Source organism: Streptomyces sp. NPDC020747, assembly GCF_044334695.1.
Taxonomy (GTDB): Bacteria; Actinomycetota; Actinomycetes; order Streptomycetales; family Streptomycetaceae; genus Streptomyces.
On sequence record NZ_JBIRTJ010000017.1, the window covers coordinates 1 to 19,226 of the forward strand.

Sequence of the window (19,226 nt, forward strand, 5' to 3'; positions counted from 1 at the left end):
CCGCATCCGCAGCGAGAAAGGCATCCGCTGGGGCGGACGCCCCCTCACCACCGCAGCCTGACAAACCCGGCGAACCAACACGGTCACAGCACTAGAGCGGCGAATGCGGGCGAGTTATCGCAGCGGGCGGAGGTTGCCCGGAGTTCCAGCGATGTGCGCTGATCTCGCGCACGGCAGCCAGAATGTCCGGGCCTGCTTCACCCAGACTGCCGAGCCGGTCGCGCTTCCGGAGCTGGCGGGGCACGCTGGAAGCAGCCGCTCGTGACGCACGGGGCCGCCCGGTGCGGGGACGAGTCGGCCCGCGGTACACGGGAACAGGAGCACGGGACGAGGTGACCACGCATGCGACACGGGGTCGTGCCATCGTCGCCGCAGGTGTGTCGCAGCCTTCGCAGCTCTCGTAGCCCTCTCAGCTCTCGTAACCCTTGCGGTCCTCGCAGCCGTCGTCATCCCCTCGCACTGGAGCGGAGCGCGGGACATGACCCGCCTTTCGGACTCGTCTGACCCGGCTGAGCGCTCTGGACCCTCTGAGCCGTCCGGCTCAACGGGGCCGCCGGAATCTGCGAGGGCGCCCGAAGATTCGGGAGCGCCGGATCCGCCGGGTTGCGCCCACCCCGGACGACCCGGCACCAGCAGGGACACGGGCGCGGAAAAGACCAGGGGCTGGACGCAGCTCCACAGCCACAAGCACCGGTCGGCTCAACTGGGGCGCTTCCTCCATGTCAGGGGCACCCACGTATGGCAGCGCGGCAAAGAAGTGGAGCTGATGCACCGGGCCATGGGCTTCGCGGCGCTGGGACTGGTGACGCTCGCGCCGCTGCTGATCGTGGTCGCGGCGGCCCTTCCGATCCAGGAGCGGGGCTTCGCGCTGTGGATCGTGGACGGCATGGGGCTGTCCGGACGCCCAGCCGACGCCGTACAGGACGTCTTCGCCGCACCGAGCAAGGTCCTGAGCACGACCAGCGTCCTGGGCGTCGTGCTGCTCGCGCTCTTCGGCGTGACGTTCGCGGGCAGTGTGCAGACCGGTTACGAGAAGGTGTGGGACCTGCCGGCCGGGCGCTGGCACACCGTATGGCGACGTGTGGTGTGGCTCGTCGCTCTGACGGCCTATCTCTTCGCCGAAGCACAGAGCGTGGCCGTCCTCGGGTCGGGAACCCTGCGCTCATCGGGCCGGATCGGGCTGTCCGCGCTGCTCGGTGTGCTCTTCTTCTGGTGGGGGCAGCGCTTCCTGCTGGGCGGCCGCGTCCCCTGGCGTGCCCTCCTGCCGGGCGCCATCGCCACGGTGGTGGGCCTGGGCGGCCTGCGCCTGTTCTCGTCCCTGGTCTTCTCTCCGCTCATCGTGAGCAACGCGGTCTCGTACGGTTCCGTCGGCACCGTCCTCATCGTGACGTCCTGGCTCATCGGTGTCGGCTTCGTCGTCTTCGGCGGCGCCCTCGTCGGTCGCTACTGGTACCTCCACGAACCGCACCACGTTCCACACCCCCATCCCCGCCCTCGTTCCCGTTCCCGGAAGCGCTGAAGCTCCGCAGTTCCGCAGCTCCGCAGTTCCGCAGCTCCGAAGCTCCGAAGCTCCGAAGCGATCGTCGGCCCGGACGGCACAGACCATCTGCCCGACCTCTTCGCGGCGAGGCCGGCGGACAAGCCATCGGACGATCAGACCACCTAACCAGCAGCCGTCGCCTCGTCGGCAACCCCGCGGGCGGTTGGTTCCGCGGCGGCAGGCGGCGTGCGGTAGGCGCGGAGAGGGGCGTTGGTCGCGGCCACGGCGGCGATCGCCAGGACGGCCGACAGTCCGCCGGCGACCAGGGAGAAGGAGGCGGACGTGACCGACGCCAGCAGGCCGCCACGGAAGTTGCCGAGTTCGGGGCCCGCGACACCGATGACGTGTTCCATGGAGGAAACCCGTCCCCGGTACGCATCAGGGGTCTCCAGTTGGACCAGGGCACTGCGGGTGACCACGGACACGGTGTCGGCGGCGCCGGCCACGGCCAGGCAGCCGAGCGCCGGCCACAGCGGCCCGGCCAGGCCGAAGCCGGCCAGCGCCGCGCCCCAGACGCCGGCGGCGGTCAGCTGGACCAGGCCGCCACGGCGCAAGCGCGTCACCGTGCCGGAGAGCAGGCCGGCCGTGATCCCCCCGACCGCGACGGCCGAGAGGAAGAGGCCGAGGGTCTGCGGGTTGCCGTCGAAGCGGATTTCGTTGACCAGCGGGAAGAGTGCGATGGGCATGGCGAGCAACGTCGCAGACAGGTCGGTGGCCATCGAACCCCACAGCATCGGACGGCGCAGGACTATCCCCCAGCCGCCGCGTTCCGGTCGACGCCTGCCGCCCGCCGCGTCGACGCGCCGGGGTTTCATGGCAGGGAGGCGGATCACCGTGAGTATCGAGACCGCGACGAGCACGGCCTGTGCGGCGTAGGCGGCGGAGAAGCCCCAGCGGGCGATGATCAGCCCGCCCAGCGCGGGCCCGGCCAGCATCGCCGCCTGGAAGGAGACGTTGGTCAGCGCGAGACCGGCCGCGACCTGGTCGGACGGCAGCAGCCGGACCGGGAACGTACGCCGGGCAGGGGCGCCGAGCGCGTTGCAGGCGGCCCCTGTGGCGACCAGGGCAAGCAGCAGCGGCACGTTTCGGTTGTCCGCCAGAGCCTGGGCACACAGCCCCGCGGCGACCAGTAGTCGGCCTGCGGTGGTGGCCCGTACCACCGCGCGGCGGTCGACGGAGTCGGCCAACGTGCCGCCGAGCAGCCCGAACAGCACCATCGGCAGGCCGGTCGCGAGCCCGATGGCGCCGGTGCCCACCGGGCTGCCGGTGAGGTCCCACACCTGGGCCAGCACCGCGACGGTGGTTATCTGCCCCCCGAGTTGGGAGGCCGAGGAGCCGATCCACAGGTCTCGGAAGGGTCGGCTGCTTCTCAGGGGTCGGGTGTCGAGGAACCGGACACGCCATCTCATCCCTGTGGCTCGACGAGGTGGTGGAGGATCCGCTGTCGCATGGACCGGTCCTCCAGCGCCCGCCGCAGCTCCTCGACGACGGTGGTCAACGCGTACGGGACCTCTGCGTCCAGCTCGGCGACCGTCGCGTGAGTGGCCCGCCACTCGGCCTCCAGAAACGGCACCAGCGACCGGCCGCGCTCGGTCAGGTCGATCCGCCGGGTGCGGGCGTCGGGCCCCGGCTCGGAGGTGACCAGATCCTCCTTGCGCATCGCGGCGATGGTCTGGCTGATCGCGGAGTGCGAGCGGTCCAGGGACTCCGCGAGCTCGCGGATGGTCAGTGGCCCGGTATGGGCAAGCCGGATCAGCGGATAGGCGAACCGTGGTCGCACCCCGTTGATGCCGCGCTCGACGTAGACCTGCTCGATCTCGGCGTCCATGGCGGCCAGCAGCTTGTGCAGCGACTGCCAGGGATCGGGCCGCGCCGTGGGATCAGAATATGTCACAGCACTAATATAACAGCGCTTTGATAATTGGAGCCGCCCTGCAGCAGAAGAACCCACCACAGGGGTCGACGGTGAGGCTTGCGCGCCGACCGATGACCAGATTGTGATGGTTGGCGATGGGCGCTCGCCCGAAGACCCACTCGGCCCCAACGTGGAGTTTCCGGGCCGGGTACGACAACGACCCGGCCGTTCGACAACCACGGGGGTACGTGCCTGATGGCACGTCAGTTCAAGCGCCTGTCCATAGTGTTGGCGACCACCTCCCTGGCCATCGGAGGCGCACTCACCGTCGGACCTTCGGCCCAGGCGAACACTCAGCACTGCCGTAACAGCGGGCCGTTGCTCCTGGAGCTCGACACGTCGGGCGAGAACATCGACATCGAGTACTCGTTCTGCGTCGGCAAGTCGGAGGGTGGCAGGTTCCGCGGGCACGGACACGGCAAGGTCGACGACGGAGACGGCGCGGGCGCGGGTGGCACGGCGTCCCGGGCTCGGCCGGCCTGTCCTGACCCGGCGGCCATGACCTGCCGTCAGGCCCGGCTCTCTTCCCAGGGAACCAGGTCTGATCCGGTGGCCGGTGGAGGAGTTGCGCCGGAAACGCCGATGGCGTCGCCACGAATCGAGCGGCAGGAAGCGTCAACTCTGCCAGGTGCCGATGCCGTTCCACGTCCGTTCGATCGTGCGCTCCAGCTCTGGGCGACCAAGGGTCTCGCCAACCTCGAAGAGCAGGTCCCGCATTCTGTCCGTACCTCCGCGGTCGTGCAGGCGCCGGCCGATGGCGCGTATCTCAGGCAGATCGCCTGACACTGCGTCGCGGGAGGTGACGAGCTTGATCATCCGTCGGGCCGTCCGTTCCACGTGCCGCGTTGACCCGTTGTCCGGTGGAACGTCCTTCGCTGCCCGTGGACCGCCGAGCCAGGTGTGCAGCTTCCGCATCAAGGCCCCTCTCCCCCGTGTGTTCCGCGTGCGGAGAGCATAGGAGAACCACACGGGACCGGTCCCGACGAGGGGTGCCCGTCGACCGGTGCGCGAAGACGGACCCGGCGTTCGGTTCGGGACCCCGTGCGGGACCCTCGCGCGAACCGTGCACAACCATTGGGATGCCCCGCGTGTCACACCAGGCAGGAGCAAACGCCTGCAAGAAGCACAAGGGGGAAATATGAGATACAGCCGTTCTGTCCTGTCCGGTGCCGCCCTGGTGGCTCTCGCGGTGGGGACCACCACCGCGTTGGCGGCGCCCGCATCCGCCGCGCCGAACACCACACCGCAGAAGGTCTGCGGAAGCGGCTACAAGACCGTGAACTCGGCGCCCATCGGCTCGTTGGGCACCGTCTACCTGACGTACAACTCGTCGAACGGCGAGAACTGCGTCGCGACCATCCGCAAGAACCCCGGCACCGCGGTGGAGATGTCCACCTGGATCTACGTCCCCGACACCGATGAGGGTGCGGAGGACTACGGGCTGTACACGTCGTACGCGGGTCCGGCCTACGTGCACGGCAAGGCCCACTGCGTCGACTGGGGCGGCCACATCAGCAACGTGTACGTGCAGGTGACCGGCTCCAACTGCGCAGCGCTCAAGGAGCACCGGGCCACCTTCACCAAGTGACCCGCTCCTCCTCCCGGCCACCGCCTTCCCGTACCGCAGGCTCCCGCCGCCCGACCATGCGGAGCCGACGGTCATCGCGACACCATCCATGACCCGCCGTTCGCGCGGGAACGCGTAGTGGTTCGGACCGCCCTGGCAGACTCACGGGGTTCTGCCGGGGCGGGGGTGCGTTCGGGCCCCTCCAGGGCTGGGCTTTCACGAAGGCACAAGGAGTGGAGCGGAACGACGACTGTCGTCGGGGCCGGGGCTTCACCCTGTCGGGCCGATGGTCCGTGCTGGAGGGGGACCTCCGCCGTCGCGGACCGACAGGGAGTTCCACCATGGCATGTACTCAGGTGCCGGGGCCGGCCGGTGTGCCGTTGATCGGCTCGCCGCTCGACCTCCGGCGTGACCCGCTCGGCACCTATGCCAGGGCCCGGGCGGAACACGGTGACGTGGTCCGCTTCGTCCTCGACCCGCCGGGGCTGCGCAAGAGAGGCGGCGCGGGCCTTCCATGATCCGGCCGACTGTCTCGACCGGCTCACCGCGGCCAAGGAGCGCCGGCCCACCGACAACGTCCTCGGCCGTCTCGCCGGGGCCCGGGTGAACACCGGGGAGCTCACCCACGACGAACTGGTCGGTATCGCACGGGTGTTGCTCATCGGCGGACACGCGACAACCGTCAGCACGACCGGACTCGCCGTCCCGGAACTGCCGCGCCACCCGGACCAACTCGCCCGGCTGCGCGCCGACACGACACTCGTCAAACCCGCGATCGAGGAAGTCACTGACCCGCGCGGAAATGGAGATCGCCCTCGTCGGCCTCACCGAACGTCTTCCGGACCTGGCCCGGGCGGGCGACGGCCTGGCGGGGCTGAGCTTCCGCGACGACAAGGTCATCCACGGCGTCGAGGAACCGCCGGTCAGAAGGGCATTCGGCCCCGCGTACGACGGCCGGCGGCGCCGCTGCGGCCAACGGCGCGGGAGCTGCTGCTGAAGGGTTTGCGCAGCAGCCTGCCCAGCGGACCGGGCGCCTTGCCCGCGACCTGACCGCCGGCTCCGAGGGTGCGTTGCGTTCCGCGTTGGGGGTGGCGTGACAGCCGGGGCAGCAGGAACGCGAGCACGAGCAGTACGACACAGACGGCGACGATTCCGACGACCATCATGAATGGACTCCTCCTTCGTTGGGGCTTCATCGGGCCCTTCGCTGAGCCCGTCGAAAGGCCCTTTCGTCGGGCGAGGTGCCCGAGTACCCGCACTCTGCCGATCGACCCGCTCAGCGGCGGACGCGGTAGCGGATGTGGGTGGCCTCCGGTGTGTCGATCACCTGGACGATCTCCAACTCGATCTGCGACGGCAGGACGTCGAACAGCCGACGGCCGCCACCGAGCAGTACCGGGATCTGATGGATCTGCACCTCATCCAGCACCCCGGCCGCGAGCGCCCGTTGGGCCGTGTACGCGCCATGCACGAGGACGTTCCGGTCCCCGGCCGCGGTCTTCGCCTGTGCCATCGCGCTTTCGATCCCGTCGGCCACGTACGTCACCAGCGGATAGCCCCACCGGGCGGCCGGGCCGGGAGGGCGGTGACTGGGTACGAAGATCGGGACACCGTGGTGATCGCCGCCCCAGTGATCCATGAGCTCGGCAGTCCGCCTGCCTGCGAGGACGGCCCCCGTCGCGATGATCTCGTCCGCGAACTTCCTTGCCGGCCCGGACAGTTGTCCGGACTCCCCGTCCGGAGCGGACCAATGGTGCAGTCGCTCGCCGTCTTCGCCACCGAGGTAGTCGTCGGGGTCGGCGATGTACCCGTCGAGTGACATCGACATGTCGAGTACTGATGTGGACACTTCGGCCTCCTGGGGTCTCGAATCGGACTGGGTTCAATGTGCTGCAGAGCTGGCGTGGAAGGCCGCAGGCGCGGCTGTCGTCGTAGTGGAGTGGTGCTCCGTGGACGTCATGGCCTTCACGCTATGGATTCGGCCGCATCGCGTGAAATGCCGATTCCGCTGCGGTTTTGCTCCCGAGGCATGGCCATCGGGTTGCGGCACCTGCGGGCCTTCCTCGCCATCGCGGAGGAGGGCAACGTCACCCGCGCCGCCCGTCTGCCTCTGGGGCAGCCCGCACTCTCCCGCACGCTGCGCCGGCTGGAGGACCACTTGGGCGCCCGGCTCGTAGACCGGTCCACGCACCACCTGGAGTTGACCGCCGAGGGCCATGTCTTCCGCGACAAGGCCCTCACTGCCCTCGCCGCCGTCGAGACCGCCCTCGACCCCCGGGAGTTGAGAAGCCGGCCGCTGCGCCTCGGCCACACCTGGGCGGCGCTCGGCGACCACACGATCCCGTTGCTGCGCCGCTGGGACCGGACGCGCCCCGGGACTCCGCTGGACCTGCTCCGCGTCGACGACCGTACGGCGGGCCTCACGCACGGCAAGGTCGATGCGGCCCTGCTGCGTGGCGCGGTCGCCACGGCCGGGCTCCGCACGGAGCCGCTGCTGTCGCCGGCGACGGATCGACCCGTCGCGACCATCGAGGTGACCAACACCGACGAATGGTTCATCGCCATCGCCGCCGGCCGTGCCGTTGGGGTCTCCACGTCGGCCACCCCGAGCAACCACACGCACCCCTCGCTGGTCTACCGCCCCCTCGCGGACGCAGACACCTGAACCAGGATTCAGCGACTCCGGCGGGTGTTGAGGCGGGCGGCCTGACGGGTCAGGTGGTGGCGTTCGGCGAGGTTGGGTGCCTTTTGGGCCGCCTCCGCGTACAGCCGCGCCGCCGTCTCCAGGTCGCCGTCGCGTTCGTGGAGGTACGCGGCCACCGCGGTGTGGCGGGGCAGTGAGTCGTCCAGCGCCGCGAGCGCGGCCAGCCCGGCGCGCGGTCCGTCGGCCTCGCCGACGGCCACCGCGCGATTGAGCCGGACGACCGGATTGTCGGTCAGGCGCCCGAGCTCGTCGTACCACTCGACGATCTGCACCCAGTCGGTCTCCTCGGCGGCGAGCGCGTCGGCGTGGAGCGCCGCGATGGCGGCCTGGGCCTGGAACTCGCCCAGCCGGTCGCGGGCGAGGGCCGCCTGCAGAATCCGTACGCCCTCTGCGATCGACTTCGTGTCCCATCGGCCGCGGTCCTGCTCGGCCAGCGGCACCAGACTGCCGTCGGGCGCGGTCCGGGCCGCGCGCCGGGCGTGGTGGAGCAGCATGAGGGCGAGCAGCCCCGCCACCTCGGGGTGGTCGATCGCGGCCGCGAGCTGCCGGGTGAGCCGGATGGCCTCGGCGGCGAGGTCGACATCGCCGGAGTAGCCCTCGTTGAAGACCAGGTAGAGGACACGCAGCACGGTGGCGACGTCGCCGGGCTGGTCGAACCGCACGCTGGAGACGGTGCGCTTGGCCCGGCTGATGCGCTGCGCCATGGTCGCTTCGGGCACCAGGTAGGCCTGGGCGATCTGGCGGGTGGTCAGCCCGCCGACGGCACGCAGCGTGAGCGCGACCGCGGACGACGGTGTCAGCGACGGGTGGGCGCACAGGAAGTAGAGCTGGAGCGTGTCGTCCACCGCGGGCGCGGGCCCGGTCGCCGGCTCCTCTTCGACTCGGTCCTCGCGCCGGCGGCGGGCGGTGTCCGACCGGGTCGTGTCGAGGAACTTGCGCCAGGCCACGGTGATCAACCAGCCCTGCGCGTCCCGCGGAGGGTCGGCCGGCCACACCCGGACCGCCTCGACCAGTGCGTCCTGCACGGCGTCCTCGGCCGCCGCGAAGTCGGCTCCGCGGCGGACGAGAATCCCGAGCACGCTCGGCGTGAGGCTCCGGAGCAGGACCTCGTTCACTTGAATGAGCACTCCGTGGTGGTGGGCGAGGCGCCGTAGAACGGGCGCAGTTCGAGCCACTCGTGGATCGGCTTCCCGCCCGCCCCGGGGGCGGCCGACAGTTCCCCGGCCAGCTCGACGGCACGCTCGTAGCTGTCGACGTCGATCACCATCCAGCCGGCGATGAGGTCCTTGGTCTCGACGAACGGGCCGTCGGTGACCGGCGGGCGTCCCTCGCCGTCGTACCGGACGAACGTCCCCTCAGGGGCAAGAGCCTGGCTGTCGACGAACTCGCCGGTTGTCTCCAGCCGGGCCGCGAAGTCGTTCATGTACTTCACGTGGGCCGAGATCTCCTCGGGCGCCCACTTGTCCATGGGTACGTCGTTGACGGCGGCCGGGGCGCCGCGGTAGTGCTTGAGCAGCAGGTACTTGGCCATGGTGATTCTCCTCCGTGCTGGTGCGACCCATTGTGGTCGCGTTCACGGCAGGGACGGAGCCGGCCACGGGTTCTCGACATCGCCGCTCAAAAAGTTCTTTGCCGGCGAAGACCTCACTGGTCGGCCGATCGCGGCTCGCCCGCCTCTGCGGGGATCCGGCGGTGGATGTCCTCGGTCAGGGTCCGCATGGCCATGCGGAAGATCTCGGCCTGGTGCTCACCGAGGAAGGAGGTGTGTCCGAACACCTCCAGGACGACGAGGCCGTGCAGGTGTCCCCACGCGCTCAGCAGGAGAGCGGTCGAGGCCGGCGGCAGATTTCCGAAACCGTAGTGGGGCAGTCGTTCCAGGAATTCCCAGAGTGAGGGCGAGAGTGCGGGGGTGTCGGCCGCGGCGAGCTGCTCCGCGGTGAACCCGTCGAACATCTCCCGCTCGAAGATCGCGCTCATCCGGCGCGTCGCCTGGGTGGTCGGGCCGTCGACCGGTGCCTCGTAGTCCCGCAACGGTGTTCCGTAGAGGAGTTGGAAGCGCTCGGGATGGGCAATGGCCCATCGGCGGTAGCCCTCGGCCGCGACCACCAGGCGCGGCAGGGCCGGGTCGTCCGGCGCGGTCTCGACGGCGGCCTGCACGGCATCGGCCAGGTCGTCGTACGCCTTGGTGACGAGCACCGTGACGAGGGCGTCCCGGCTCGGAAAGTAGTGGTAGAGCGCCTGCACGGTCATTCCGAGGCTGCGGGCGACGGCTCGCAGGGACAGGGCCGCGGGTCCTCGTTCGGCGATGTGGCGCTCGGCGGCGTCCAGGATCTCCTGCGTGGCGGCGGCCCTGCGTCGCTGGCGCAGGGTGGGCGGGGCCATTGTGTGTTCCTCCGCGGGCGTGCGGCGACCGTACGACGGCCACCCCTGTGGGCCACCCTGAATGGCAGGGTGTGAAGAAAATCTAACACTGCCAAATCTTCTGCCGCGTCACTAACGTCTCTCTCGGCGACGAAGAGTGCGACACCGCACCTGCTTCTGACGGGGTGAAGCAACTCCGCAGGGCACCGTGCCGGCCCGGTGTGTTGGTCAACTCCGGCTGTTTCGCGTCGTTTTCACCGTATGGACTTCAAAGGAGATCAGGCGTGTTTGAACGCATAGCCGAACTGGCGATTCGCCGGTCCCGGCTGGTACTCGTCGTCACCGTCGTGGCTGTGGCCCTCATGGGAGCCCTGGGCGCCGGCGCGTTCGGCAAGTTGCTGGGAGGTGGCTATGACGACCCGGCCTCCCACTCCTCCCGGGCCGCGAAGGTCATCGACGAGAAGTTCGGCGGGGAGACGAACCTGGTCCTGTTGGTCCGTACTTCAGAAGGCCGCGTCGACGCCCCGGCCGCCCAGCAGAGCGGCCGGGCCCTGGTGGCCGACCTCAAGAAGGAGCAGAACCTTGAGAACGTGATCTCGTTCTGGGACACGGCCGGCCCCGGTCTCCGCTCCAAGGACGGCCGTGAAGCCATGGTGCTCGCGCATGTGAAGGGTGACGGCACCGAGCGGGACGAGAACGCCAAGAGCGTCATCGACGCCTACACCGGACCGTACGAGGACACATTCACGATCCAGGCAGGCGGCGCCGCCGCCGTGACCAACGAGCTTGGCATTCAGTCGGGCAAGGATCTCGTCCTGGCCGAGGGCATCGCGGTGCCGCTCACTCTCGTACTGCTGCTGCTCGTCTTCGGCAGCATGGTCGCGGCCCTGCTGCCGCTGGCGATCGGAATCATCGCCATCATGGGTACGTTCGCGGAGCTCTTCGTCCTCGGCAGCGTCACCGATGTCTCCATCTTCGCGGTCAACCTGACCACGGCTCTGGGCCTCGGGCTCGGCATCGACTACGCGCTGCTGATGGTCAGCCGGTTCCGGGAGCAGCTCGCGACAGGGGCGAGCGTGGACGACGCCGTCCGGCGGACGGTCAGCACCGCGGGCCGTACGGTCGCGTTCTCCGCCGCGACGGTCGCGGCCGCACTCGCGGCACTCATGGTGTTCCCGCAGTACTTCCTGCGCTCGTTCGGCTATGCCGGGGTCGGCGTCGTCGTCATCGCGGCCGTCAGCACCCTGTTCGTGATGCCTGCCCTGTTCGTGGTGCTGGGGCACCGGGTCAACAGCGGGCGTCTGCCGTGGGTGAACCGTGAGCGCTCCGGCACGCGGGCGCCCTTCTGGGGACGGCTCGCCGGCACCGTCATGCGGCGGCCCGCGCTCACCGCGCTGCCCGTGCTCGCGGTCCTGCTGCTCGCGGCGAGCCCGCTGCTCGGCATCACCTTCGGCACACCGGACGAACGCGTGCTGCCCAAGGATGCCGAGAGCCGCCAGGTCTCGTCGGTGCTGCAGGAGAAGTTCAACGGCAACGACGACTCGGCCCTCCACGTCGTCATCGACAAAGCCGTGAGCAAGGCCCCGCTGGAGTCGTACGCGGTCGAACTGTCCGGGCTCAAGGGCGTCGTCCGTGTCGAGACGAGTACGGGAACCTACGCCGGCGGAGGCTCCACGGCGGCCGATGCCGGCAACGCCGCTCTCGGCCGCCCCGACGCGCAGCAGATCAACGTGGTGAGCACCCTGACGCCGAAGTCCGACGAGGCCCAGAGCCTGGTCGACGAGGTGCGGGCGATCGCCCCTCCCGCCGGGTCACATCCCCTGGTGGGAGGAGTCGACGCCGCGCTGGTCGACGCCAAGGACTCCGTCGGCAGCCGGCTCCCGCTCGCCGTCGCCCTGGTCGCAGTCACCACCTTCCTCCTCCTCTTCCTGTTCACCGGCAGCGTCGTACAGCCGCTGCGTGCGCTGGTCCTGAACATGATCAGCCTGGGAGCGACGCTCGGTGTCATGACCTGGATCTTCCAGGACGGCAACCTCTCGTCCCTGCTCGGCTTCACGGCGCAACCGATGGATGTGTCCATGACCGTGCTGATGTTCTGCATCGCCTTCGGTCTCTCGATGGACTACGAGGTGTTCGTCACCAGCCGGATCAAGGAACTCCACGACCTGGGCGAGGACAACGAGTCCGCCGTGACGAACGGCCTCGGGCACACGGGACGCATCGTCACCGCGGCGGCCTGTCTGCTCGCGGTGAGCTTCTTCGCGTTCGGAACGGCCAAGCTCAGCTTCATGCAGTTGTTCGGCCTGGGCAGCGGACTGGCCATCCTCATCGACGCAGTCGCCGTACGCGGAATCCTCGTTCCCGCCGCGATGCGCGTGCTCGGCCGCTCGGCCTGGTACGCGCCCGGCTTCCTGCGCAAGTTCCACGGGCGGTTCGGCCTCAGCGAAAGCGGTCCCGCGCCCACGGCTGCACCGGAGTCCGCAGCGGAGTCGCCGTACGTGAAGAACTCGACGAGAGTCTGACCGACCGAGCCCATGCACCGCTGTGTGCCCGCCTCCACCACTTGGGAGGCGGGCACACAGCGGCGTGTGGACAGGCGATCGATGCGGCGGGCTTGATCGCCCAGCTGCCAAGCCCTGTGACAGGGCCGGCCCCCTCGATGTCAAACGGTGGTGTCAAAGTGACAGTACGTCGGCTCCCCGCGAGGCCGTCGGACGGCTCCCATGTGGCTGACGCATCCGCACCGATCCGGAGAATCAGCAGGCCACGTCGAAAGCGACCTCCCGCACGGGCGAACGCGGCCACGGCCCTGCCCTCACCAGCTTCCAAGGCCTCCACGTCTGCGGCAGTCCGCTCCGCCGCCGAACCGCTGAGCTGCTCCCACAGCTGCCAGGGGTGGACAACGAGGTCGCCGAAGGTGCGGGTGCCGGCGGCTCGACGCACACGCTCAGCCATCCATGCCTCCCAATACCCCGTGGTGACGAACGACGTCCGGCCGAAGACTAGTCGGCACCTGCCGAGCGCCATTCGTCTTCCAACACGCTGAAGATCAAGGAGTCTCGCCAGCCATCACGGATCAGCCGAGTGTGACGAAGGCTTCCCTCGTGCGTCATGCCAAGTCTGGCCAGTACCTGGGAAGAGCCGACGTTCCGCGGATCACACGTGGCATGAATTCGGTGGAGCTCTCCAACTCGCCGAACCCATAAGAGAGAAGCTGCCGCCCGATCTCCGTCCCGATGCCCTGCCCCCAGACCCGCGGATGCACAATGTACGTGATCTCACCCTGCCGCTGGACATGACTGCGAACGCGCATCTCGCCCATACCCACAACGTCGCCCGCCAGTCGAGCGACAAATGAGAAACCGACACTGAGCTTGTTCTTTTTCTTCCGGCCTCGAACGGTGTCTCGTACTGAGTCGCTCACCTGGGGGTTTGCCGGACATGGGGGCGGCCTTCGTCTGATCCTGTGCTCCGACCAAGGTGCACGTGACCAAGACGAAGGCCGTGAGGGTGAGTCTGCTGCCTGATGTTGTGCGGAGGGATGCGTTCGAGGAAGCATCACGCTTCCGGGGCGAGTTCTACGAGTGTCTGACCGCTCGGCGCGACGAGTTGTTCGAGCTGACGGATGCGGTGCTGTGTGCGGACGGGGCCGTGAAGTCCCCGGTGGACCTGACGCTGCTGCCCGAGCATCGGCGTGGGCACGGAGCGATGTACGGCGGCCTGAACCACGGCCGGATCGACACCGAACGGCTGCGGACGGTGTTGGCCGGGCTGTCGCTGCCGCGGTTCGACGGCGGGCGTCTGGTCCTGGCCGTCGATGTGTCGCCATGGCTTCGTTCGGACGCACCGTGCTCGGCCGAGCGGCTGTTCTGCCACGTCTACGGTCGCGCGAAGACTGCGTCGCAGTTCATCCCGGGCTGGCCCTACTCCTTCGTCGCCGTCCTGGAGCCGGGCGCCACCTCCTGGACCGCGATCCTGGACGCGGTCCGGCTCGGACCGGTGGACGACGCCACCGCGGTCACCGCCGCCCAGCTGCGGGGAGTCGTTGAACGGCTCATCGCCGCGGGCCAGTGGCGGGCCGGGGACCCGGACATCGTGATCGTCAGCGATGCAGGCTACGACGTCACCCGCCTGGCCTGGGTCCTGCGCGATCTGCCGGTCGAGCTGGTCGGCCGGGTCCGCTCCGACCGTGTCATGCGACTGCCGAAGCCGCCTCGTGTCTACGACCCGAAGGGCGGCCGGCCGCCTAAGCACGGCCCGGAATTCCGCTTCGCCAAGCCGGAGACCTGGCCCGAGCCCGCGATCACCACGGTCACCGACACCACCAACTACGGCAAGGCCGAGACGCAGGCATGGGACCGGGTCCACCCAAGGCTCACCCACCGCTCCTCATGGCTCGACCATGACGGTGAACTTCCCCTGGTCGAGGGCACGTTGATCCGGTTGAAGGTCGAGCATCTGTCGAAGGACCGTGATGCCCCGCCGGTGTGGTTGTGGTCTTCCAAGACCGGCGTCACTCCGGAGGACGTGGACCGCTTCTGGCAGGCGTTTCTCCGCCGCTTCGACCTGGAGCACACCTTCCGCTTCGCGAAGCAGACCCTCGGCTGGACCACTCCGAAGCTCCGTACTCCCGAGGCGGCGGACCGCTGGACCTGGATCCTGATCGTCGCTCACACTCAGCTCCGGCTCGCCCGGCCTCTCGCCGAGGACCTCCGCCGGCCCTGGGAGAAACCCACCACTTCCGACCGGCTCACCCCGGCCCGGGTCCGCCGGGGGTTCAGGAACATCCGCGCTCATCTCGCCTGCCCGACCCGTGTTCCCAAACCGCGAGGCGCTGGCCCAGGACGACCACCTGGCGCCAGGAACAAACACCAGGCACCCCGCTACGACGTCGGCAAGACCGTCAAACGCCCCGAGACCCTCAGGGCCATCGGCAAGCCTGGCAGGTCCTGGTAGATAAAGAACAAGGAGGCGTGTCCGACCAGGCTCGGACCGCACCCGCCACGAACTCCCGCGTCTGAGCCTCCGTGTTCGGTCCCCACACCTGATAGCGGCACGCCTCCCGGCGACACGCCCACGAGTGAATCGCCGACCAGTCCTCAAAAGCGATCTTGTCCAAGGTCACCCGGTGTCGGCCCATAAGGCGATCATGTTCACTCACCGAGAATCGAAACAGGAACTGCCGTAGCGCATCAAGCCGTTGCCGCTTCTCGTCGAACGTTCGGGCCGAACGGTCTGATGGTCACGAGCGCAATGTCGTACGACGGCTACGGACCCGGCAGCAGCGCGAACGCCCCGCACAGCAGCTCGACTTGCAAGCGGCACACTGCCGGGCATGCACCGCTCCAGCCCCTGGTCGAGCAAGGCCCACAATCGTGCGAAGGACTGGAGCAGGCCAGTTGGGGCACCGACGCGGTGAACACCACCGTGATGCGGACCGTGGCAGCGGCCTCTGTGGGAACCGCTGTCGCCGTCACCGACTAGGAGTTTTCTTTCCTTCTCGGGCCCCCTCCCGGCGTCCCTCACTGGAGTTCCCGGCGTTCGAGCACGGACACTCGGACGCGCAGTGCCGGAGGGCCACACAGAAGGATCACGACGCGGATGGGCAGGAAGCTCGAAGAGGTGAGTGAGAACCTGAGTATCCGGCAGACGGGCGAGTGCGAGGCATCGCGAGCGTGTCGCCGCCGTCCAAGTCGCATGGACCGCCTGGACCGCTTGGACCGCCTGGACCGCCTGGTACGAGGAGAGCCACAGACTCAGCGACGAGCACGCATCGGCCGCCGACCTCCGAGCGCTACCGAGGACACGAACCACCGGGACCCCTACGATCTCGAACTGGGGATCATCGAGCCCTGCGTCAGCTCGGTGACCCGCGGGCGTCGCCCGTGCTCACAGCGGCACTGTCCGACCGTACGTGCATCGCAGCGGCACTGCGGAGTTCCAGCCTCAAGGGCGTCTCCTCCCGACGCCTGCGCCAGGAGTACGACGCGCACGTGCGCCGCTGCTGTGTGCCGACCCCTTTTTGTCCTGCTCCTGCTTCGCCGGGTCATGCGGCGGGGCACCACTGGTCGCCGTCAAGCAGTACATCGACAACCAGCAGTGCCCCGCCAACTGAGGCAAACGGTGCGGCCCCATGCACCCGCTCGGGCCGCAAGGCCAGTACCACGCCCCGGCCCGGCCCAATCCAGCCGCAAGCGGCGGTGATCAGTCCTCGGACCCGGCAGGGCGGGGCAGCTCCGGCATGCCGGTCGCCTCGGCGCGTGCGAGTCGACCGCCCTTCAGCTCGGCCCTTCGTTCGGAGGGACAGGATCGATGTCCTCTCCGTTCCACTTCAGGACGATCGTCGACAGTTGTCCGGCGGGAACGTCCATGAGTTCTCTGGGGGTCAAGCGGATCTCCACATCGTCCGCGCCGACGTCCACGATCGCGCACTTCACCTCGATCGTGACTTCGGGCAGTGTCATACGGGGCACCCGCGCCTCACGCAGGAGCGGTTCGGCCGCGTACTTACGGGCGACTTCCACGGAGGCGAGATCACTGTGGGCCCTTCCACGGACCAGGCCGACTCCGATCCCTCCGACGAATTCCGACAGGCGGGTCATTCCGTGATCTTCTCCTGGATCATCGACTCCAGGATGCCGAGCACCTTCGCCATGCCTCCGGGCAGTTCCTCCTGAACGGCGCGGGCCTTGACCCCCATGGAGTACGAACGGGTGTCCTTGCTTCCTTCCTTGGTGTCGCGCTGATAGGCGAAGCTCGCCTTGATACGGGCCGACCCCCATCCCCAGGACGCCTGGGCGTCGGCGTCGACGCCCACCTTGATCTGCTCGTCCACCTGCCGGAACTGCACGGAGTCGATCTTCGCGAGGAAGTCGATGTTCACCTCGTCGATCCGCAGATACGGAATGGGCAGGATGGACAGCAGCGGCACGGTCAGCGAGGCGGGTTTCTCGTCCACACCGTTGCCGTCCGCCGCGGCCACCTGCTTCTTGTAGCTGAAGGTCACGGTCGCGGGTTCGCCGGTCGTCGTGTCGCCCGGGGTCACGCCGCCCGCCGGCGGTTGGCGGAATCCCACCTGCTTGACGAAGTTCACCGTCGCCAGGGCGGACTGCACCTGTGCGTGTACGGCGGCCACCATCGGACCCCCGATGAGACTCTCGAAATTCAGCGATGACAGCTCGCTACCCGGATCAGGCATCGTTCCTCCTTGTTGTCGTTGAAAGGCGGTGGCGTCCTGTCCGCCGACGCGCGGAATACAGGCCGCCGTACCCCCTGAGGCCGCTCTGTCAGGTCAGCTGCTTCAGGAAGACCTTCTGTGGGTGACTGGCCCACCCCTGTGGAATGGCCCGAGTGCCTCATCCCGCAGGGGTGGCTTGTTCGTTCAGACCGAGGTGGGCACGAAGACGCCCGGAGCGAACCAGCTCATGCTGATGTAGATGCCCTGACCTCGGTCGAGGGCGCGCAGCGCCTCGTGCGTACCAGCGACGAACAGGCCGATCAGCAGGATCCACGGCTGTACGGGGCTGGGAATGGCGCCGCCGACGCTGACCACCAGTTCGTTGACCGTGTCCGCTGCGTCGAGGATCTGCCGCAGTGTGGCGTGGTCGATCTGCAGGTGGAAGCCCCACCAGAAGGTCCGCACCGTCACGCCGGGCTCACCGGCGCCGACCGACGCCATGTCGATGCTGTTCGCCCCGACGAAGAGGGGCGTCGGGGTGGTGAGGTGGGGGCCGTCTACCGCGCCGGCGTTCAGCGGGACCCGCTTGGCGAGTTCGAGGGACACCACGGGCCAGTTGTCGTGCTCTGTTGCAGAGGCCATGCTTATGTGCTCCTTTCTGGCTGGTCGGTTGACGGGTCAGGCCACCACTTCGTAGACGAGGGTGTAGCTGGCCCCGTCGGCGTTGAATTCCGCCGACTTCAGCCCGGTGCCGGCCTGGGAGGCGTTGACGAAGTGCACGCCCAGCAGGTCGTCGGGGTCCAGCCACCAGCCGAGGTCCTTGTCCCAGACCTCGATACGCATCCGCGAGTTGGTGCCGAAGGGCGCGTCGAGGTTGATGTCCCAGGTCTGTCCGTTGTTCATGGGCCGGTAGGCCTCGCCGTAGCGGGTGCCGAAGACCTTGATGAGTACCTCGTCGTCCCCGGTCCAGTCCTCGGTGGCGTTGCAGGTGAGAGTCTGCAGTCGTGCGGTGGGCATAGTGGTGTCCTCCTTGCGGTGGCCAGCCGGTGCTTCACCGGTGGTGGGTGGGTCCGTGCGATCCCGCTCGTCGGGGCAGTGCCTCGGGCTGTGAGGGGCCTGTCATCCGGCGAGTCCTGGATCATCAGTCGCGGAGGGGCTTTGCGTCCGAACCGCTGAACGCCCCTTCCGGAGCAGGGCGTTCAGCGGACGATCGTGCTGCGTCCGGCCGCGAGTCCGGCGAACGCGATCAGCAGCCACACCGGCCCGACCACGCCCTGGAAGCCGGGGAGTCCGGTCGCGCCCGCGAAGACCGTCACCGCCAGCACCGGCAGCAGGCTCAGCACACCGATCCAGCGCGATACCGTGCGTTCGCGCAGAGCCATCCAGGCGATCGCCCCGGCCGCCACGATCACACCCAGCCAGCCGATGTGGCCCCCGAAGTCATTGAGCATGAAGTACACGAACAGGCCGTCGTCGCCGAAGGACTTTTCGTTCATCCCCGCCGGCAGATAGATGGCCAGCGCTCCCTTCCAGCCGTAGCCGTACGTCAGCCCGGCCGCCGAGGCCGTCAGCGCGCCGCTCACCACATGCGCCGCCGTACTGCCCGGCACCCGCGGTTCCACCTGCCGCCGCCAGGCCGCTGCCAGTACGAGCAGGAGGGCGACGGTGATGAACCCCGCCACCAGGCCCAGGTGGGCGGTACCGCGGGAGACCTCGTCCAGGACGGACGCGTCGACGCGTTCTGTCTCCACGACGCCACTCCGCGGATCGGCGACCAACGTGGCGACGACACCGAGCAGGCCTGCCGCGACCCCATGGAGCGGCCACTTGGCCCGCCCGTCGCCGCCGCCGGACCGGACCGCGCCGGCGATTGCTCCCGGATCCGCTGCTGCCATGACTCTCAGCTCCCTGGATGTGAACGGTTGAGCAGCACTGTCCACGCGGCGGTGTCCCGGGCACCAG

General features: G+C 68.8%; 20 protein-coding genes. 7 read left to right on the forward strand and 13 right to left on the reverse strand.

The window, feature by feature from the left end:
- Positions 1 to 703 precede the first annotated feature (703 nt).
- Positions 704 to 1,519, forward strand: coding sequence for a YhjD/YihY/BrkB family envelope integrity protein (locus tag ACH4YP_RS36350; protein ID WP_398495452.1), 816 nt, complete (start codon positions 704 to 706; stop codon positions 1,517 to 1,519).
- A gap of 143 nt (positions 1,520 to 1,662) precedes the next feature.
- On the opposite strand, the gene ACH4YP_RS36355 is transcribed toward ACH4YP_RS36350, so the two are convergent.
- Both ACH4YP_RS36355 and ACH4YP_RS36360 read right to left on the reverse strand, forming a co-directional pair.
- On the reverse strand, positions 1,663 to 2,949 hold the full coding sequence (locus tag ACH4YP_RS36355) for an MFS transporter (protein WP_398495165.1): 1,287 nt from the start codon (positions 2,947 to 2,949) through the stop codon (positions 1,663 to 1,665).
- The gene (locus ACH4YP_RS36360; protein ID WP_361050668.1) at positions 2,946 to 3,434 is read right to left on the reverse strand and encodes a MarR family transcriptional regulator; all 489 of its coding nucleotides are present in this window, start codon (positions 3,432 to 3,434) and stop codon (positions 2,946 to 2,948) included. Before ACH4YP_RS36360 ends, ACH4YP_RS36355 begins: the two co-directional genes overlap by 4 nt.
- 339 nt (positions 3,435 to 3,773) lie before the next feature.
- Between ACH4YP_RS36360 and ACH4YP_RS36365 the strand changes: the two genes are divergently transcribed.
- The 3 genes from ACH4YP_RS36365 to ACH4YP_RS36375 all read left to right on the forward strand — a co-directional run bounded on the left by ACH4YP_RS36365 (position 3,774) and on the right by ACH4YP_RS36375 (position 5,540).
- Positions 3,774 to 4,238: a hypothetical protein gene (locus ACH4YP_RS36365; RefSeq protein ID WP_361050671.1), complete on the forward strand. Its 465-nt coding sequence runs from the start codon at positions 3,774 to 3,776 to the stop codon at positions 4,236 to 4,238.
- Positions 4,239 to 4,593: 355 nt separating this feature from the next.
- A complete protein-coding gene (locus tag ACH4YP_RS36370; protein WP_398495167.1) occupies positions 4,594 to 5,043 on the forward strand; it encodes a spore-associated protein in 450 nt (149 codons plus the stop codon).
- Positions 5,044 to 5,363: 320 nt separating this feature from the next.
- Entirely contained in the window at positions 5,364 to 5,540 is a 177-nt protein-coding gene (locus tag ACH4YP_RS36375; protein WP_361050677.1) for a hypothetical protein, read from the forward strand.
- A gap of 405 nt (positions 5,541 to 5,945) precedes the next feature.
- Here the strand turns inward: ACH4YP_RS36375 and ACH4YP_RS36380 are convergent, their stop codons facing one another.
- Positions 5,946 to 6,188, reverse strand: coding sequence for a DUF6411 family protein (locus ACH4YP_RS36380; protein WP_361050680.1), 243 nt, complete (start codon positions 6,186 to 6,188; stop codon positions 5,946 to 5,948).
- A gap of 110 nt (positions 6,189 to 6,298) precedes the next feature.
- A complete protein-coding gene (locus tag ACH4YP_RS36385) occupies positions 6,299 to 6,871 on the reverse strand; it encodes a dihydrofolate reductase family protein (protein ID WP_361050683.1) in 573 nt (190 codons plus the stop codon).
- Between the two features lie 180 nt (positions 6,872 to 7,051).
- On the opposite strand from ACH4YP_RS36385, the gene ACH4YP_RS36390 reads away from it, so the two are divergent.
- Positions 7,052 to 7,687 (forward strand): LysR family transcriptional regulator, encoded by a 636-nt coding sequence (locus tag ACH4YP_RS36390; RefSeq protein ID WP_398495169.1) that lies wholly within the window; start codon positions 7,052 to 7,054, stop codon positions 7,685 to 7,687.
- A gap of 8 nt (positions 7,688 to 7,695) precedes the next feature.
- Here the strand turns inward: ACH4YP_RS36390 and ACH4YP_RS36395 are convergent, their stop codons facing one another.
- From ACH4YP_RS36395 to ACH4YP_RS36405, 3 genes are all read right to left on the reverse strand, one after another.
- Positions 7,696 to 8,841, reverse strand: a complete 1,146-nt coding sequence (locus tag ACH4YP_RS36395) for a DUF6596 domain-containing protein (RefSeq protein WP_361050689.1) — start codon at positions 8,839 to 8,841, stop codon at positions 7,696 to 7,698.
- Positions 8,838 to 9,257: a YciI family protein gene (locus ACH4YP_RS36400; RefSeq protein WP_361050692.1), complete on the reverse strand. Its 420-nt coding sequence runs from the start codon at positions 9,255 to 9,257 to the stop codon at positions 8,838 to 8,840. The genes ACH4YP_RS36395 and ACH4YP_RS36400 overlap by 4 nt, the downstream gene beginning before the upstream one ends.
- Positions 9,258 to 9,370: 113 nt before the next feature.
- On the reverse strand, positions 9,371 to 10,108 hold the full coding sequence (locus tag ACH4YP_RS36405) for a TetR/AcrR family transcriptional regulator (RefSeq protein ID WP_361050695.1): 738 nt from the start codon (positions 10,106 to 10,108) through the stop codon (positions 9,371 to 9,373).
- A 263-nt stretch (positions 10,109 to 10,371) separates the two neighbouring features.
- Here ACH4YP_RS36405 and ACH4YP_RS36410 point away from each other — a divergent pair, with 263 nt between their 5' ends.
- A complete protein-coding gene (locus ACH4YP_RS36410; RefSeq protein ID WP_398495172.1) occupies positions 10,372 to 12,609 on the forward strand; it encodes an MMPL family transporter in 2,238 nt (745 codons plus the stop codon).
- A gap of 587 nt (positions 12,610 to 13,196) precedes the next feature.
- Here ACH4YP_RS36410 and ACH4YP_RS36415 read toward each other — a convergent pair.
- The gene (locus tag ACH4YP_RS36415) at positions 13,197 to 13,646 is read right to left on the reverse strand and encodes a GNAT family N-acetyltransferase (RefSeq protein ID WP_398495174.1); all 450 of its coding nucleotides are present in this window, start codon (positions 13,644 to 13,646) and stop codon (positions 13,197 to 13,199) included.
- On the opposite strand from ACH4YP_RS36415, the gene ACH4YP_RS36420 reads away from it, so the two are divergent.
- A complete protein-coding gene (locus tag ACH4YP_RS36420; RefSeq protein WP_398495176.1) occupies positions 13,598 to 15,043 on the forward strand; it encodes an NF041680 family putative transposase in 1,446 nt (481 codons plus the stop codon). The genes ACH4YP_RS36415 and ACH4YP_RS36420 overlap by 49 nt on opposite strands.
- Positions 15,044 to 16,365: 1,322 nt before the next feature.
- Here ACH4YP_RS36420 and ACH4YP_RS36425 read toward each other — a convergent pair.
- The 5 genes from ACH4YP_RS36425 to ACH4YP_RS36445 all read right to left on the reverse strand — a co-directional run bounded on the left by ACH4YP_RS36425 (position 16,366) and on the right by ACH4YP_RS36445 (position 19,159).
- Positions 16,366 to 16,689, reverse strand: coding sequence for a hypothetical protein (locus ACH4YP_RS36425; RefSeq protein ID WP_398495178.1), 324 nt, complete (start codon positions 16,687 to 16,689; stop codon positions 16,366 to 16,368).
- A complete protein-coding gene (locus ACH4YP_RS36430; RefSeq protein WP_398495180.1) occupies positions 16,686 to 17,285 on the reverse strand; it encodes a DUF2589 domain-containing protein in 600 nt (199 codons plus the stop codon). The genes ACH4YP_RS36425 and ACH4YP_RS36430 overlap by 4 nt, the downstream gene beginning before the upstream one ends.
- Positions 17,286 to 17,468: 183 nt before the next feature.
- A complete protein-coding gene (locus ACH4YP_RS36435; protein ID WP_361050716.1) occupies positions 17,469 to 17,906 on the reverse strand; it encodes a hypothetical protein in 438 nt (145 codons plus the stop codon).
- A gap of 36 nt (positions 17,907 to 17,942) precedes the next feature.
- Complete coding sequence (locus ACH4YP_RS36440) at positions 17,943 to 18,281, reverse strand: hypothetical protein (protein WP_361050719.1); 339 nt, start codon at positions 18,279 to 18,281, stop codon at positions 17,943 to 17,945.
- A 182-nt stretch (positions 18,282 to 18,463) separates the two neighbouring features.
- Positions 18,464 to 19,159, reverse strand: coding sequence for a hypothetical protein (locus ACH4YP_RS36445; RefSeq protein WP_398495182.1), 696 nt, complete (start codon positions 19,157 to 19,159; stop codon positions 18,464 to 18,466).
- Positions 19,160 to 19,226: the final 67 nt, after the last annotated feature.

Coding starts and splice junctions, on each gene's coding strand:
- ACH4YP_RS36355 (WP_398495165.1), bottom strand. CDS start 2,949: ATGAGATGGCGTGTCCGGTTCCTCGACACCCGACCCCTGAGAAGCAGC.
- ACH4YP_RS36370 (WP_398495167.1), top strand. CDS start 4,594: ATGAGATACAGCCGTTCTGTCCTGTCCGGTGCCGCCCTGGTGGCTCTC.
- ACH4YP_RS36375 (WP_361050677.1), top strand. CDS start 5,364: ATGGCATGTACTCAGGTGCCGGGGCCGGCCGGTGTGCCGTTGATCGGC.
- ACH4YP_RS36380 (WP_361050680.1), bottom strand. CDS start 6,188: ATGATGGTCGTCGGAATCGTCGCCGTCTGTGTCGTACTGCTCGTGCTC.
- ACH4YP_RS36390 (WP_398495169.1), top strand. CDS start 7,052: ATGGCCATCGGGTTGCGGCACCTGCGGGCCTTCCTCGCCATCGCGGAG.
- ACH4YP_RS36400 (WP_361050692.1), bottom strand. CDS start 9,257: ATGGCCAAGTACCTGCTGCTCAAGCACTACCGCGGCGCCCCGGCCGCC.
- ACH4YP_RS36405 (WP_361050695.1), bottom strand. CDS start 10,108: ATGGCCCCGCCCACCCTGCGCCAGCGACGCAGGGCCGCCGCCACGCAG.
- ACH4YP_RS36415 (WP_398495174.1), bottom strand. CDS start 13,646: ATGCTTCCTCGAACGCATCCCTCCGCACAACATCAGGCAGCAGACTCA.
- ACH4YP_RS36425 (WP_398495178.1), bottom strand. CDS start 16,689: ATGACCCGCCTGTCGGAATTCGTCGGAGGGATCGGAGTCGGCCTGGTC.
- ACH4YP_RS36430 (WP_398495180.1), bottom strand. CDS start 17,285: ATGCCTGATCCGGGTAGCGAGCTGTCATCGCTGAATTTCGAGAGTCTC.
- ACH4YP_RS36435 (WP_361050716.1), bottom strand. CDS start 17,906: ATGGCCTCTGCAACAGAGCACGACAACTGGCCCGTGGTGTCCCTCGAA.
- ACH4YP_RS36440 (WP_361050719.1), bottom strand. CDS start 18,281: ATGCCCACCGCACGACTGCAGACTCTCACCTGCAACGCCACCGAGGAC.
- ACH4YP_RS36445 (WP_398495182.1), bottom strand. CDS start 19,159: ATGGCAGCAGCGGATCCGGGAGCAATCGCCGGCGCGGTCCGGTCCGGC.